General features: G+C 73.0%; 11 protein-coding genes. 3 read left to right on the top strand and 8 right to left on the bottom strand.

All coding sequences use genetic code 11. The features are described 5' to 3' along the window. Positions 1-152: 152 nt before the first annotated feature. Positions 153-641, top strand: a complete 489-nt coding sequence (locus tag ABZ910_RS19485; RefSeq protein WP_361366289.1) for a GtrA family protein — start codon at positions 153-155, stop codon at positions 639-641. Further along, complete coding sequence (locus tag ABZ910_RS19480; protein WP_361366286.1) at positions 622-2,109, top strand: hypothetical protein; 1,488 nt, start codon at positions 622-624, stop codon at positions 2,107-2,109. The genes ABZ910_RS19485 and ABZ910_RS19480 overlap by 20 nt, the downstream gene beginning before the upstream one ends. A gap of 23 nt (positions 2,110-2,132) precedes the next feature. On the opposite strand, the gene ABZ910_RS19475 is transcribed toward ABZ910_RS19480, so the two are convergent. From ABZ910_RS19475 to ABZ910_RS19460, 4 genes are all read right to left on the bottom strand, one after another. Next, the gene (locus ABZ910_RS19475; RefSeq protein ID WP_361366283.1) at positions 2,133-3,806 is read right to left on the bottom strand and encodes a glycosyltransferase; all 1,674 of its coding nucleotides are present in this window, start codon (positions 3,804-3,806) and stop codon (positions 2,133-2,135) included. Then, a complete protein-coding gene (locus tag ABZ910_RS19470; protein WP_361366280.1) occupies positions 3,803-5,998 on the bottom strand; it encodes a CDP-glycerol glycerophosphotransferase family protein in 2,196 nt (731 codons plus the stop codon). Before ABZ910_RS19470 ends, ABZ910_RS19475 begins: the two co-directional genes overlap by 4 nt. 124 nt (positions 5,999-6,122) lie before the next feature. After that, a complete protein-coding gene (locus ABZ910_RS19465; protein WP_361366277.1) occupies positions 6,123-7,001 on the bottom strand; it encodes an ABC transporter ATP-binding protein in 879 nt (292 codons plus the stop codon). After that, positions 6,994-7,908 carry an ABC transporter permease gene (locus ABZ910_RS19460; protein WP_361366274.1) on the bottom strand — a complete coding sequence of 305 codons (915 nt, stop codon included), beginning with the start codon at positions 7,906-7,908 and terminating at the stop codon, positions 6,994-6,996. The genes ABZ910_RS19465 and ABZ910_RS19460 overlap by 8 nt, the downstream gene beginning before the upstream one ends. Positions 7,909-8,079: 171 nt before the next feature. Here ABZ910_RS19460 and ABZ910_RS19455 point away from each other — a divergent pair, with 171 nt between their 5' ends. Beyond that, positions 8,080-8,718, top strand: a complete 639-nt coding sequence (locus tag ABZ910_RS19455) for a TetR/AcrR family transcriptional regulator (RefSeq protein ID WP_361366272.1) — start codon at positions 8,080-8,082, stop codon at positions 8,716-8,718. 74 nt (positions 8,719-8,792) lie between these two features. On the opposite strand, the gene galE is transcribed toward ABZ910_RS19455, so the two are convergent. The 4 genes from galE to ABZ910_RS19435 form a co-directional block, all read right to left on the bottom strand. Then, on the bottom strand, positions 8,793-9,785 hold the full coding sequence (gene galE, locus ABZ910_RS19450) for a UDP-glucose 4-epimerase GalE (protein ID WP_361366269.1): 993 nt from the start codon (positions 9,783-9,785) through the stop codon (positions 8,793-8,795). A gap of 66 nt (positions 9,786-9,851) precedes the next feature. Beyond that, entirely contained in the window at positions 9,852-11,495 is a 1,644-nt protein-coding gene (locus ABZ910_RS19445; RefSeq protein WP_361366266.1) for a glycosyltransferase family 2 protein, read from the bottom strand. Next, positions 11,492-12,757 carry a glycosyltransferase 87 family protein gene (locus tag ABZ910_RS19440; RefSeq protein WP_361366263.1) on the bottom strand — a complete coding sequence of 422 codons (1,266 nt, stop codon included), beginning with the start codon at positions 12,755-12,757 and terminating at the stop codon, positions 11,492-11,494. The genes ABZ910_RS19445 and ABZ910_RS19440 overlap by 4 nt, the downstream gene beginning before the upstream one ends. Positions 12,758-14,457: 1,700 nt before the next feature. Continuing rightward, positions 14,458-15,042 carry a MarR family transcriptional regulator gene (locus tag ABZ910_RS19435; protein WP_361366261.1) on the bottom strand — a complete coding sequence of 195 codons (585 nt, stop codon included), beginning with the start codon at positions 15,040-15,042 and terminating at the stop codon, positions 14,458-14,460. Positions 15,043-15,062 lie beyond the last annotated feature (20 nt).

Here is a 15,062-nt window from a genome sequence, read left to right as displayed (position 1 = left end):
TTGGGGGGGGGGGGGGGTCGCCAGCCGGGCCCGCCGGGGGCGGGGGGCCCCCCCGGGCCTGATCAGGCCCGGGGCGCCCCCGTTCGCGTACATCACCGCGATTGAATTCGGCATTCCATGCCATAACGGGCATTTCAGATAAAGTCGGCCGCGTGACAGTGAACCTCACCGAGACGCGTCCGAAGCCCCGTGTCCCTTCCGCTCCCGTTGCCGCGCCCACTCGGCCCCTCACCCGAGTCGTCCTCGAAGTCGTGAAGTTCGGTGTCGTCGGCGGCAGCGGTGTGGTCGTCAACTTCCTGGTCTTCAACCTGCTGCTGCAGGGCCTGGGTTGGCGGGCGACGGCCGCGACGGTGCTGGCCAGTTGCGTCGCCATGGCGACGAACTACCTCGGCTTCCGCTGCTTCGCCTATCGCGACCGGGCCTCGTGCACCCGGCGGCAGATCGTGCTGTTCTTCGTCCTCAGCGGCCTCGGCGTCGCCATGGAAAGCGGTCTGTTCTACGCCGGTTACCACGGCCTCGGCGTCGACGGGCCGTTCGGGTCGAACGTCGTCAAGGCGCTGTCGATCCTCCTCGCCTCGGCCTTCCGCTTCCTCGTCTACCGCACCTGGGTGTTCCGGCAGGATGCGCACCGCGCGGCCTAGCGGCGCGACGGCGAGGGCCGGCGGGGCCTTGCCGCAGGCCGCCGCCGCGCTCGTTCTGCTCCTTCTGCTCCTCGTGATCGTCCGCCTCCCGTGGGTGGGCGATCTCGGCATGCACGCGGCGACGATCGAGCGCCTGCGGCACAGCCTGCTGCACCCCGGCAACCCCCTGGTCGACGCGGACACGCCGAGTCCGTACTACTCGCCGTGGATGCTGGTGCTCGGCTCCGTCGCCAAGGTCACCGGATGGCCGGTGTTCGCCGTCCTGCGCGTCGGCGCGCTCGTCGGACTCGGGCTGTTCGTCACGGGCGTGTGGCGGTACGTCCGGACGCTGAGCGCCCATCGGGCCGCGCCGGCGCTGGCGCTGCTGTGCCTGGTGTTCCTGTGGGGGCCGGTGCTGTTCGAGTGGAGCGGGTTCCTCGGGCTGAACTCCCTCGCGCTGACGGTGTCGTACCCGAGCGTGTTGGCGCTCGGCCTCTCCTTCCACTTCTGGGCGTGGCTCGCGCGGGCGCTGCGGGACGGTGCCGGGTGGGGGGTGTGGCTGGGGCTCGGGGTGCTGTGGGCGGTGATCCTGCTGGTCCACCAGTTCTCGGGGGTCGTGGCCTCCCTGGGCGCGCTCGCCACGGTGATCGCGGCGCGGCCTCGACGGGAGCTGCTGGGGCGACTGGCGGTGGGGGTGGTGCTGGGGCTGGTGGTGCTGTGGGCCTGGCCGTACTACGACTTCTTCGCGCTCTTCTCGGCCGGTACGGATCTGGAGGCCATCCACCGGTCGCTGTACCGGCATCTGCTCGGGCATTTCGGGCTGGCGCTGCTCGGGGTGGTCGCGCTGGCGCTGCGGTGGCGGCGCAACCGGTGGGACCCGCTGGTGATCTTCTTCGGGCTGGGCGTGGCCGTGGTCGCGGCGGGCGGGGCGAGCGGGCACTACTCGTGGGGCCGCGCCCTGCCCGCCGCGCTCATCCCGGCGCAGTTCGCGGCCGCGCTGGAGGTGGTGTCGGCGACGAGGAGGGGCGTGCGGACGGCGTGGGCGTGTGCGCTCGGTCTCGCGCTGGCCGTGGGGGCGTGGACGCAGGTGGGAACGGTGGGGTACGTGGTGGAGCGGGGCGTGTTGCCGGAGGCGGTCGCGGCGAAGTACCGGCCGCCGTGGGCGGGGTACGGGTGGATCACGCCGTGGGTGCGGTACGGGGACGTGGTCATGGCGCGGACGTTTCCGTCCCGGCAGATCCCGGCGTACGGGGCGTACACGGTGGCGCCCGGGTATCCCGACGTGTTCCTGTCGGATGCGGGGCGGCGGGACGCGGCGGTGCGGCGGTATTTCGCCGGGGGGACCTCGGAGGGGGTGCGACGGGGGATCCTGCGGGAGTACGGGGTCCGGTGGGTCGTGGACACGGGGGACGTCGTGTCGGGGGCCGGGGTGCGGGCCGTGACGCGGGGGCCGGGTGGGCAGGTGCTGTACGAGGTGGTGCCGCGGTAGCCCCGCGGCACCACCGACGGACGTCACCTCAGAGCGCTCGCCACCATCCGGACCGCGCTCTTCACCTTCGGACGGGCGAGCCGGCGTACGACCGGACGGATCGCCCGAGCCGTCACGCCCACCGGACGCCAGCGGATCTGGAGGCGGCCGGGCCCGCGGCCCTCCGGTTCGACGGTGAGCCGGTGGGGAGCGGTGCCCGAGTGGTAGTCGACGCGGGTCGTCAGGGTGGGGAAGGCCAGAGGGGCCAGCAGGAGGCCGGTGTGGGCCAGGCGCCCGTGCTGGATGCGCAGTTGCGGGTGGCGGATGCCGGCGAAGCCGTGGAAGGGGACCGGAGCGGCCGCCAGGTCCAGCCGGGCCTGCCCCTCGAAGACACCGGGGGCGAACGGCATCAGGCGGAAGGGGACCGTCATGCGGCGCGCACCGGGGCTCAGGACGAGGGAGGCCCGCTGGGGGCCCACCGGGAGGACCAGACCCGGGTCGTAGGTGCGGATGCGCAAATGCAGTGAGGCGCCCGGACCGGGGGCCAACTCGGTGATCTCGTGGCGGAACTGGGCAGTCGGGAAGGGCCGGGTCTCCAACTCGAGGTCGGTGACGTCCAGTTCACGACGGGACCGGTCCGACTCGGGAATCAGGTCGCCCCAGTAGGTGCCGCCGCCCTCCGGGTCCGTCGTCACCCGCCGCGGGGCCACCCCCTGGCCGAGGCCTCGTGCCGCGAGCCGTGCCTCCGACAGGCGGCCGTCGCGGACCAGTTGGAGTACCACCCGCTCCGGGCGGGGCAGGCGGGCGTACGAACCCGGGGTGAGGCCCGCCAGATACGGATTCACGATCTCTGCGAAGGACGCCAGCCACTCCTCGTCGCGGTACGGCAGGTCCCCGGCGTACATCCGGAAGTCGTGCTTGAGGAACTTGTAGTCCTTGTCCTCGCGCAGCGACGCGTGCCCGCTCGTCTCCAGGAACGCGTCGATCAGGCGCTGGACGTGGACGCGGTCGCGGACGTTGGCCAGCTTGTGCCGCTGGTTCGAGATCGATGCCGCGTCGGCCGCCGCGTAGGGCTCGACGTACCAGAGGTACACCGGCTCCGGGATGATCGTGAACGTCTTGGCCAGGCAGTACGCCTGCGCCGAGAACAGCTGGTCCTCGTAGTGGATGCCCTCGGGGAAGCGCAGGTCGTGGCGGTCGAGGAAGGCCCGGGCGTACATCTTGCTCGTCGAGAGGTGCTCGAAGAGCAGACGGGGGTCGGCCTCGATGCCGTCCAGCGTGCGGCGCTCGGCCACCAGGTGCGGCATCCAGGTGGAGCGGCGGCCGTTGTCCACCCGGACCCGCCGCACCGCGCCCATCGTGAAGTCGACCTCGCGCTCGCGATGGACGGCGAGCAGCAACTCGACGGCATTCGCCGGGAGTTCGTCGTCGCTGTCCAGGAACATGAGGTACGGCGCCCGGGCGATCTCCAGGGCCCGGTTGCGCGGGGCGCTGCAGCCGCCGCTGTTCTCGGGGAGGCGGAGGTAGCGGATGCGGGGGTCCTCGGCCGCCAACGCGCGGGCGACGACCGGGGTTTCGTCCGCGGAGTGGTCGTCGCTGATGACGATCTCGATGTTGCCGTGCGTCTGCGCGCGCAGCGAGGCGACCGCCCTGGGGAGCCGTGCCGCGTCGTTGTAGACGATCACGGTCACCGTGACGTCGGGAGCGTCCGGGGTCATGCGGTGGCCTCCTCCGGAGTCGGCGCCGGGGTGCGGTCCTCCAGCGGGATCACCGGGGGCAGCGACTCCTCGCTCTCGCCCAGGAACACCCGGCGTACGACCCGCTCGGCGGCGCGTCCGTCGTCGTAGTCGCAAAACCGCCGGCGGAAGGCGGCCCGTGTCTTGGCCGCGCTCTCGTCCCGCCACGCGCCCGACGTGAAGATCTCGGCCAGGTCCTCCTGGGTGCGCGCCACCTGGCCCGGTGCCTCGGTCATCAGGTCGAAGTACACGCCGCGCGTCGTCGCGTACGTCTCCCAGTCGTCGGCGTAGACGACGATCGGGCGGTCGAGGCCCGCGTAGTCGAACATGATCGACGAGTAGTCCGTGACCAGGGCGTCGGCGGCGAGGCAGAGCTCCTCGACCGGGTCGTACGTCGAGACGTCGATGATCCTTCTCGCGCGGCGCAGGCCGGTCAGGGGGGAGGCCGAGCCGCCGTAGAAGTAGTGGCCGCGGACCAGCAGGACGGTGTTCTCGCCGAGGCGGTCGGCGAGGGTGGCGAGGTCGAGGTGCGGGGTCCAGCCCGACTCGTAGTCGCGGTGGGTGGGGGCGTAGAGGACGGCCGTTCTGCCGGGGGCGATGCCCAGGCGGTCGCGGACCGCGCGGACGTCCCGGGCGTCGGACGTGTAGAAGACGTCGTTGCGCGGATAGCCGTAGTCGAGGGACGTGAAACGGGCCGGGTAGGCGTGCTCCCACATGCGGGTCGAGTGGCTGTTGGCGGAGACGCTGTAGTCCCACTTGTCGACGCGCTCCAGCAGGGCGCCGAAGTTCGTGCCCTTGGCGGCGGCCGGGTAGCGCATCTGGTCCAGGCCCATGCGTTTGAGCGGGGTGCCGTGGTGGGTCTGGAGGTGGATCGCTTCGGGGCGCTTGACCACCGCGTTGGGGTAGTTGACGTTGCTGGTCAGGTACTTGGCCGTGGCCAGCACCTCCCAGTAGCGCCGGGTGCCGGCGATCACGTGGTCGGTGCCGGGCGGGAGGAGCGCCACGTTGTCCTTCGACACCACCCACACCGGGCGGATGTGCGGGGCGAGTTCGGCCAGCTTGGCGGCGATGGCGGCCGGGTTGCAGGCGACCCCGCGGTCCCAGTAGGCGGAGAAGACGGCCAGTTCGGGGTCGACCGGGCGCTCCAGGGCCCTGCGGTACCGGTGGTCGCGGAGCTTCGCGCCCAGTTTGCGCTTGCGGCCGCGCACGGCCGACTTGGTGGCCCGGCGGGTGCGGTTGGCGGCCTGGAGGGCGCGGTACCGGGTGTAGGCGCCCTCTTCGAGAAGGGACCGGCGCATGCCTTCGAAACCGGCCGGGCGGCGATGGTGCGCGGGGCGCCAGCGGACCGCCGCCCGGGAGGACCTGCGGAAGAACTCCCGGGCCACCGGCTCGGGCAGGGCCTCGCGGGCGAAGGTGCGCAGCAGGTCGCGGACCATGATGTCGTAGAGGGTCGCGTGGGCGGCCGGGCGGTGCTCGGCGAGGGCGAGGAGCTCTTCGTAGCGGTCGACGAGGGCGTAGCGCTGCTCGGGGGTCGGCGGCGGAAGGCTCTCGGGGCGCAGCCGGCGGTCTTCGAACGCGGCCTGGTTGAGGCAGGCGAGGCGGTCGGCGTCCAGCAGGGCGGCGTACGCGGCGTGCGACTCGTCGTCGGCGGCGAGGTGCTCCTCGTGCGTGCGCCAGAAGTCCGCGCGCAGGGCCCGGTTGCCGAGGAGCGGGGTGAGGCGCAGCAGGCCGGGGCTGTCGTCGAGGGCCACGTCGGCGCGGCCGGCGCGGGCCAGGAGACGGCCGTTGCCGGAGGGCGTCCCGGAGGTCTTCCAGGTGGAGCGCACGTGGTCGAAGAGGAGGACGTCCACCGAGTCCGGCAGTTCGGCCGTGCGCTCGGCGACCAGGCGGGGAGTGCCGGGGGGCAGGCCGTCCTTGGCGTGGACGAAGTGCAGCCAGCGGCCGGACGCCCGCGCGGCGCCCGCCGACCGGGCCGCCGCGTCACTCGTACCGTCCGGCAGGGGCAGCACCACCATCTCCGGGCTGTGCCCCTCGGCCACCTCCCGGGCCCAGCCGCCGACCGCGGCCACGATCACCTCGACGTCCGGGAGGGGGCGGGCGGCAAGGGAGTCGAGCAGTTCCGTCAAGTGTCCGTGGGTGTTGGGTCCATGGACGATGACGCTGAGTTCGGGCATCGCGGGCGGACTCCTTCGCCTGATCCTCCGGGTGCACCTTTCGGGTCATATTGCCATTACATGGGCAAAAGGGATGAGCGGGCACGCCGGAGAGGCCGGCCGGTCGGGACCGGCCGGCCGGGGCTCAGGAGGGAAGCGCGACCTTCGCCGCCACGGCTTCCGCCTTGGCCTGCTGGGGAGGCTTGGGGGCGGCGTTCGGCTTGGGTTTGGCCTTGGTCGTGTCGCCGGTGAACGCCTCGTACTCCTTCATGACCTCCTCGGTCGGCCCGTCCATGCGCAGCTCGCCGCGCTCCAGCCACAGGACCCGCTCGCAGGTGTCGCGGATCGACTTGTTGTTGTGGCTGACCAGGAACACGGTGCCCGCGTGCTTGCGCAGCTCGCGGATCCGGGCCTCGGAGCGCTTCTGGAAGGAGCGGTCGCCGGTGGCCAGCGCCTCGTCGATCAGCAGGACGTCGTGGTCCTTGGCGGCGGCGATGGAGAAGCGCAGGCGTGCCGCCATGCCGGAGGAGTACGTGCGCATCGGGAGGGTGATGAAGTCGCCCTTCTCGTTGATGCCGGAGAAGTCGACGATCTCCTCGTAGCGGTCCTTGACCTCCTCGCGGGACATGCCCATGGCGAGGCCGCCGAGGAAGACGTTCCGCTCGCCCGTGAGGTCGTTCATCAGGGCCGCGTTCACGCCGAGGAGGGAGGGCTGGCCGTGGGTGTAGATGTGGCCGTTCTCCACCGGGAGCAGTCCGGCGACCGCCTTCAGCAGCGTCGACTTGCCGGAGCCGTTGGTGCCGATCAGTCCGATCGCCTCGCCCTTGTACGCGGTGAAGGAGACCTTCTTGACCGCGTGCACCTTGCGCACGCCCGACGCCTTCTCGGCCTGCTTGCCGCGCAGCATGCGGTTCAGGGCGGCGGTCGCGGAGCCGCGGCCCGCGCCGGTGCCGTTGACCCGGTAGACGATGTCGACGCTGTCGGCGACGACGGTGGGAATCCTGTCGGTGGTCAGCTCAGCCACGGCCGTACGTCTCCTCAGCCTTCCAGAAGTAGATGAAGCCGCCGACCCCGGCGAGCAGGGCCCAGCCGATCGCCGCCGCCCACACGTGCGGGGGCAGCTGGTCGGCGTGGAAGCTGTCGATCAGCGCGAATCGCATGAGGTCGATGTAGACGGCGGCCGGGTTGGTCTCCAGCAGGATCGTCACCAGGTGCGGCAGGTGGTCCTGGCTGGTCAGCTTGTCGATGCTCCACATGACGCCGGAGACGTACATCCAGGTGCGCAGCACGAACGGCATCAGCTGTGCGATGTCCGGGGTCTTGGCGCCCATCCGGGCCATGATCATCGAGACGCCGGCGTTGAACATGAACTGCAGCACCAGCACCGGGAGGATCAGCACCCAGGACAGGGCGACCGGAACGCCGAAGCAGAGCAGGATCACGACCAGCGCGCACATCGAGAACAGCAGCTGCTGGAGCTGCTGGAGCGCGAAGGAGATGGGCAGCGCGGCCCGCGGGAAGTGCAGGGCCCGCACGAGGCCGAGGTTGCCGGAGATCGCCCGGGTGCCGGCCAGGATCGAGCTCTGGGTGAACGTCCAGACGAACACGCCCGTGACGAGGAACGGCACATAGTCCGGCACGCCGCGCTTGGTGCCCAGCAGCACACCGAAGATGAAGTAGTAGACCGCCGCGTTGAGCAGCGGGTTCATGACCTGCCAGAGCTGGCCGAGCTTCGCCTGGCTGTACTGCGCGGTGAGCTTGGCGGTGGCGAAGGCGGAGATGAAGTGGCGCCGCGCCCACAGCTGGCGGACGTACTGGGACAGCGACGGGCGGGCACCGCTGACCGCGAGCCCGTGCCGGGCGGCAAGCGCCGCGAGGTCGTCGTCGGCCGGGGCCGGTGTCGGGGGCGGTGTGTGGAGGACCTGGCTCACATCCGCTGCTTTCGCTCGGGGGGTCGTGGGGGCGCGTCCGGACGGGTCCGTCTCCGGGTGTTTCCCTGCGCTTCGCTTCGCATTCTCTTACGTCGGGACGGGACCGTATCGTCGCAACGGGAGCGTAGGACGAATCGACGTCGGAACGCAACCGTTTCGTCGTAACGCCCTATGCTGGACAGCATGACGACGAACGCCGACGAGCCCGAGACGCGTCCGCGCCGCCGGACCCCCGCCGGGGCCGCCGTCCTGCGCGAGGACGTGACGGAGGCCATCCGGGCGGCCGTCTTCGAGGAGCTCGCGTCCGTCGGGTACGCCCGGATGTCCATCGAGGGCATCGCGCGCCGCGCGGGCGTCGGCAAGACCGCCGTCTACCGCCGCTGGCGTTCCAAGCTGCACCTGGTGCTCGACGTGGTCGCGGCGGTCGCGGTGATGGGCCTGCCCGCCCCGGACACCGGCTCCCTGGAGGGTGACCTGCGGCTGCTCTACGAGGTGACGTCGCGCGCCCTGCGTCACCCCGTCGCCTCCCAGATCATCCCGGACCTCCAGGCCGAGGCCGCCCGCAACCCCGAGATCGCCGAGGCCCTGCAGAAGGCGGTGCGCGACGGGCAGGAGAGCGTGGCCAGCACGATCGTCGCGGCGGCCGAACGGCGCGGCGAGATCCGCCCCGGCATCGACGGCGACCTGGCCCTCGATCTCATCTCCGGCCCCCTGTACTGGCGGGCGGTGGTGATCCGCAGCCCGAAGCTGCCCAAGGGCTACCTGGCGTCGCTGGCGCGGGCGACGACGGCGGCCCTCAAGGCGCTGTGACGAGGGGGATGTGACGAGGGGGATGTGACGGGGCTGACGTGAGGGGGCGCCCTCGTGCGGGACGCCCCGCGGCGTCAGGAGCGCGCCGCCTGCGGATGCAGCCGGACCCAGCCCGCCCACGCCGAGGTGATCATGTCCTCGACGTCGTGCTTCGCCGTCCAGCCCAGCTCCGTCGCGATGCGGTCGGCGGAGGCGACGACCCGGGCGGGGTCGCCGGGGCGGCGCGGGGTGACCGTCGGGGGCCGGTCGTAGCCGGTGAGGGCGTTGATGCGGTCGATCATCTCGCGGACCGAGACGCCTTCCCCGCGGCCGATGTTGAGCGTCAGGTCCAGGCCGGGCGACGACTGGAGGGCGCGCGCCGCGGTGACATGGGCCTCGGCCAGGTCGACCACGTGGATGTAGTCGCGGACGCAGGTGCCGTCCGGGGTCGGGTAGTCGTCGCCGAAGATGCGCGGGGGCGCGTTTTCGGTGAGCTTCTCGAAGACCATCGGGATGAGGTTGAAGACGCCGGTGTCCGCCAGCTCCGGGCTCGCCGCGCCCGCCACGTTGAAGTAGCGCAGCGACGCCGTGGACATGCCCGTCGCCCGGCCCGTCGCGCGGACCAGCCACTCGCCGGCCAGCTTGGTCTCGCCGTACGGCGACAGGGGCGCGCACGGCGTCTCCTCCGTCACCCGGTCGCCGTGGCGCGCGGCGTCGGGCATGCCGTACACCGCCGCCGACGACGAGAACACGAACGACGGGACCTCGGCCGCCGTCACCGCCTCCAGCAGGACCCGCAGGCCCTCCACGTTCTCGCGGTAGTAGTGCAGCGGACGGTCCACCGACTCGCCCACCTGCTTCTTCGCCGCCAGGTGGACGACACCGGTGACGTCGTGCTCGGCGAGGGCGCGCGCCACCCGCTCGCCGTCCAGCGTCGAACCCACCACCAGGGGGACCTCGTCCGGCACGCGCTCGGCGATGCCGGTGGACAGGTCGTCGTACACCACCGCCTGTTCGCCCGCCTCGGTCATCGCGCGGACGACGTGCGCCCCGATGTAGCCGGCGCCGCCGGTGATCAACCAGGTCATGTGCGGCCGTCCCCTCGTCGATTGGCCCGTGGTGGTGCTTGGTGTGAGGTCGGTCGGACCCCTCGGTCACCTCCAGTGAAGCAGGCGGCGCAGCCTGCCGCGGACCACGGTCATGGCTCCCCGCAGCCCGGGTGCCACGCGCAGTGCCAGCGCGCCGGAATGGGTGGCGTACGGCTGGAGGAGCAGCACCCCGTGCCGGGCGCTGGGCAGCACCCGGCGGCGCAGCAGGCCGGGGCCCTCGACCGCGTGGGCGGTCAGGGCGCGCCGCGTGCCGTCGGCGAAGCGCACGAGCAGGCGCAGATCCCAGGTACCCGCGCCGAGGGCGGCCGGCTCGACGGGCACCTCCGCCGACCACGTGCCGTCGGAGGAGGGGGAGGGGGAGAAGGCGGCGGTCGTACGGTGTGGGGCCGCGGCTTCGTTCTCCCGGGACCGCCACTCCACCTCGACCTCCTCGGGGCCCGCCTGCGCCACCCGGCCGTACAGCTCGTGCAGACGCAGCCGGAGACGGGATGCCCGCGCGCGCGGGTGCAGTTCCGCGTCCATCGCGAGGGGGAGGAGGCGGGTGGGGCGGATCAGGAGGCGGGCCAGGCTGACCTGGGGGAGGTCGTCGGACCAGATCGGGGTGCCGCCCGGGGCGCGGGCGTACGGGGGGCGCAGTCGGGCCGGGCGGGCGGCGAGCTCCTTGAGGCGGGGCAGGTCGCGCGGCGTGGGGGACTCCAGGACGACCCGGGCGAGAAGGCGGCCGGGTGCGGTGGGGTCGGCCTCCCAGTCGGCGGCGTCGTACCGCGCGAGGTACGCGCGCGTGTGCGCCCACCAGGCGCGCCGGTAGGGCTCGTCGTGCAGCTCCAGTTCGCGCGCGTACATGCGCAGTTCGTGGTCGAGGAACTTGGCGCGTGCCGCCCGCGCCAGCTCCTTCTGCCCGGCGCCCAGCAGGATGTCGTACGCCAGCGCGCACGCGGCCGTGCGCGCCAGCCAGTTGGCGATGCCCGCGCGGTCCAGGGAGAGCGACAGCCGGTCGGCCGAGCGGCGCACGTGCCACACGTAGACCGGGTGGGGCACCAGGGCGATGCGGGGTCCGGCGGCCAGGACGCGCGCGGTGAAGACGAAGTCCTCGTAGAGGAAGCGGCCTTCGGGGAAGCGGATGCCGTGCTCGCGCAGGAAGTCCGTGCGGTAGAGCTTGTTGACGCAGAGCGTGTCGTGGACCAGGCGGGGGCGCCGGGCGGGGTGCGTGACGACGGAGGGCGCCCGGTACAGGGCCGCCTGCCACGGGCGTTCGCGCCCCGAGGGCAGCTCGCGGCGCACGCACAGGCCGCTCGCCACCTCGGCACGCCCCGCGTTCGCGGCCGTGAGCAGCGCGTCCACCGCGCCGAGCGGCAGCACGTCGTCGCTGTCGAGGAACATCAGGTACGGCGAAGTCACCGCGTCCATACCGGTGTTGCGCGGGGTGCCGCAGCCGCCGCTGTTGACCGGCCGGCGCACCACCGTCAGCCGGGGTTCCCCGGCCGCGAGCCGGGTGAGCAGCTCGGCGCTGCCGTCCGTGGAGCCGTCGTCCACGGCGACGACCTCGCGGACGGCGGGGCCCTGCGCGAGTGCCGAGCGCACCGCTTCGGCCAGGTGCGCGGTGTCGTCGTGGCCGATGACGACGATGCTCACCGGTGCCGCGGCCGCGGCCTCTGGGCCGTGCGCGGGCTCCCGCCCAGGGGCGGTCATGGCGAGGGGCTCAGCGCGCGCCGCGGGAGGCGGTCGGGGCCGGTGCGGGGTTCGGTCACGGGCGCGGCCGAAGCGGCCGGGGGCCGTGCGGGGCGCCACAGCCGGACGAACGACAGGGTGGCGGCGGCCGTGAGGAGCCCGTTGCGCACGAGCATCAGCAGGGTGCCCGTCCAGGTGCAGTGCACGACGTCGCCGTACAGCGCGGGATAGGCGACGGTGGTGACCGCGGTCGCCGCCACGATCAGCGCCGCGACCGGACGCTGGGCGGTGTGCCGCGAGGTCAGGCACACGGCGGCGAGGCCCAGCAGCCACACCATGTACTGCGGGCTGATGACCCGGCTGGTGACCGTGAACAGCAGCACGGCGCACAGCGCGGCGTCGAACGGCGTCGCCTCGTTCCGGTGCCGTCCCCGCACCCGCCACAGCAGCAGGAGCGCGCCGGCGGCCGCGGTGAGGGCGAGGGAGACGTTCGCGACCGTGGAGACGTACGGGCCGGTGAACTCCATCGCGCCGTACCGGTACCGCGCCGTCCCCGGCCAGCCGGCGTGCCGCGCGAGGCTGAGCGCCGTACCGCCCAGGGACTCGATCTGCACGCCGCGGTTGCCCTGCTGCCGCAGGAACGCCAGAGGATTGTTGAACGACGCCGCGAAGAGTCCCAGGGTCGCGGCCCCGGTCACCGCGGCCCACGTCCACGTGCGACGCGTCGGCCGTCCCGGCGGCGTCCCCAGCAGCACCAGCACCGGCCACACCTTCACCAGGGCGCCCAGCGCGGCGAACGCCCCGCACGCGCGCGTGGAGCGCGACGACGCCAGCAGGGAGACGACGGCGAGCGCCGTGACCTGCACGTCGTACCGGGCGAGCGGGAGGTGCAGCAGCAGCGGCAGGGCGCCGGTCCACAGGACCGCCCCGAGCAGGCTGCGTCCGGGCCGCGTGCCCGCGCGCGCGAGCGCCAGCGTGATGACCGCGTCGGCGGCGAGGGTGACGGCGACGAACCCCTGGAAGTACGTCAGGCCGGGCAGCAGCGCGGGCGCCAGCAGCACCGCGCCCGCGCCCGGCGGGTACTGCCACAGCGTGTCGTGCGCCGGGAAGGCGCCGTGGGACAGCACGCCGTACCAGTGGAAGTACAGCCGCCACACCTCGCGCGCCACGGAACCCCGGCCGAGATAGGTGCCCGAGTCGTGGGCGAGGAGCCACAGCATCAGCGCGCGGGTGGTCAGCCAGGCGGCGGCGAGGGACGCGAGGGGCAACGGGCGGCGGTTCATCAGCACGGAGCGTAATCCGCGTGGATGGTGTATCCATGCCGATACGCCGTCAATGCCCAACAAAGGTTGGGTAATCGCAAAAGATCGGTCTGTGGTGAACATCGGGCCCCTGCTGAAACCGCCGTGGCGGCCCCCACGGCAGCCACCGTGGAAGCCGCCGCTGAACATGCCGTCGGGCCGTGTCCGCCGTACCGCCGCCGTGGCCGTCGCCGTCCCCACGGCCGTGATGCTCGCCCTCGGACTGTGGGGGCTCGACCGGGGCGGCATATGGCGCGACGAGGCCGTCACCTTCCAGGTCGCGCGGCGCACGGTGCCGCAGATCTGGCGGCTGCTGCACGGGGTGGACGCGGTGCACGGCCTGTACTACCTGCTCATGCACGCCGTCCTCGCCGTCGCCCCCGGCGAGGTCCTCCTCAGGCTGCCGTCGGTGTGCGGCGCGGCGGCGACGGCGGGCCTCGTCGCCGCGCTCGGGGTGCGGCTGGCCCGGCCGCGGGTCGGGCTGTGGGCCGGGCTGCTGTACGCGGTCACTCCGATGGTCGGCCACTACGCGCAGGAGGGCCGCTCGTACGCTTTGGTGTCGGCGGGCGCCGCGGGTGCCACCCTGCTGCTGGTGCGTGCCGTCGACGCGACCGCCACCTGTTCGGGTGAAGTCGGGGACCTGCGGGAGGGCGGCCGGTCACGGTCCTGGTGGGCGTACGGCGCGGTCCTCGGCGTCACCTGCCTGATGCACGAACTCGCGGTCCTGCTGCTGCTCGCCCACGCGGCGACGCTGGCGCTCGCGCGCGTGGGCCGCGAGGTGTGGTGGGGCTGGGGGCGTGCGGCGCGGTGCGTCGTCCTGGCGCTGCTGCCGATGGCGGTCGTCTCGCACGCGCAGTCCGCGCAGGTCGCATGGCTGCGCGTGCCGACGACGGAGAACGCGCAGGAGCTGCTGCGGGCGTTCGTGGGGCCGACGTCGGGCGTGTACTGGACGTGCCTGGCGCTCGCCGGCGTGGGGCTGACCGGGGTGGCCGGGCGGCGGGGGCGGGTGACGTGCGCGGGGATCGCGCTGCCGCTGGCGGTCGTGCCGCCGGTGACACTGATGCTCGCCTCGCAGATCGCGCCCCTGTACGTCGACCGGTACGTGCTGTACGCGCTGGCGGGAGCGCCGCTGTGCGTGGCCGCCGGGGCCGACCGGGTGGCCGGGGCCCTGGGGCGCCTGTGCGCCGGCCGCGCGGACCGCTTCCCCCTCCTCGCCCTCACCGGCGTCCTCGCCGTCGCGCTCGCCTTCACGCAGCAGCTCCCCCTCCTCCGCGAGGACCGCCTGGCGGACCACCGGCCCGACAACCTGGCCGCCGTCTCCACGGCCGCCGCGCGTGAACTGCGTCCCGGTGACGCGGTGTTGTTCCTGCCGTCGCATGCGCGTGCCACGGCGCTGGCGTATCCGGCGGGGTTTCGCGGGGCGCGGGACGTGGCGCTGGCGGCGGGGGCGCCCATGTCCGCGACGCTGTACGGCAGGGAAGTGGACCCGCGGGTCCTGTGGCACCGGCTCGCCGGGCTCGACCGGGTGTGGGTCGTCGCCGAGCGGTACATGCTGGAGGGGCCGGGCTACCCCAGCAACCCCGTCGACCGGCTCAAACTCGCCGTCATCAGGGGGCAGTTCGCGCTCTGCGAGGAGCTGGTGCGGGACCGCGTGATCCTGCGGCTCTACATCCGCCGCACGCTCACGGCCGGCAGCCCGGCGCGTCTTCCGGGGGCGCCGGGTCGAGTGCCGCAGCCCGTGCCGGCGAGCCCGGGCTCGAACCCGAGTCCGGCTCCGTCGACCCCAAGTCCGGTTCCGTCGCCTCCAGTTCCGCCGCGTCCAGTGCGGCGGTGATCCGGTCCAGGTGCTCCCGTAGCTCACGGATCTCGTCGAGGTCGAAGCCGGTCGCCTCGACGATGCGGCGCGGCACCCGCAGCGCCCGCTCGCGCAGGGCAGCGCCCTGATCGGTCAGCCGTACGTCCACCGACCGCTCGTCGCGCGTGCTGCGTTCCCGCCGGACGAGGCCGGCCGCCTCCAGCCGCTTGATCAGCGGCGACAGCGTGCCGGAGTCGAGGCGCAGGTGTTCGCCGAGCTTCTTGACCGGTAGCTCGCCCCGCTCCCACAGCACCAGCATCACCAGGTACTGCGGGTAGGTCAGCCCGAGGTCCTTGAGGAGCGTGCGGTAGACGCCGTTGAAGGCGCGGGACGCCGCGTGCAGCGAGAAGCAGATCTGACGGTCCAGGCGGAGCCAGTCCGCCTCGGTGACGGTGGGCTGAGTGGCGGTCATGGCTCCAGGGTAGCTCCGGT

Origin of the sequence: Streptomyces sp. NPDC046805, from assembly GCF_040645355.1 — a bacterium.
Taxonomy (GTDB): Bacteria; Actinomycetota; Actinomycetes; order Streptomycetales; family Streptomycetaceae; genus Streptomyces.
The sequence above is the reverse complement of the archived record's forward strand: the minus strand, read 5'-3'. Positions and strand labels throughout refer to the sequence as shown.

Coding starts and splice junctions, on each gene's coding strand:
- ABZ910_RS19470 (WP_361366280.1), bottom strand. CDS start 5,998: ATGCCCGAACTCAGCGTCATCGTCCATGGACCCAACACCCACGGACAC.
- ABZ910_RS19440 (WP_361366263.1), bottom strand. CDS start 12,757: ATGAACCGCCGCCCGTTGCCCCTCGCGTCCCTCGCCGCCGCCTGGCTG.
- ABZ910_RS19445 (WP_361366266.1), bottom strand. CDS start 11,495: ATGACCGCCCCTGGGCGGGAGCCCGCGCACGGCCCAGAGGCCGCGGCC.
- ABZ910_RS19455 (WP_361366272.1), top strand. CDS start 8,080: ATGCTGGACAGCATGACGACGAACGCCGACGAGCCCGAGACGCGTCCG.
- ABZ910_RS19480 (WP_361366286.1), top strand. CDS start 622: ATGCGCACCGCGCGGCCTAGCGGCGCGACGGCGAGGGCCGGCGGGGCC.
- ABZ910_RS19475 (WP_361366283.1), bottom strand. CDS start 3,806: ATGACCCCGGACGCTCCCGACGTCACGGTGACCGTGATCGTCTACAAC.
- galE (WP_361366269.1), bottom strand. CDS start 9,785: ATGACCTGGTTGATCACCGGCGGCGCCGGCTACATCGGGGCGCACGTC.
- ABZ910_RS19435 (WP_361366261.1), bottom strand. CDS start 15,042: ATGACCGCCACTCAGCCCACCGTCACCGAGGCGGACTGGCTCCGCCTG.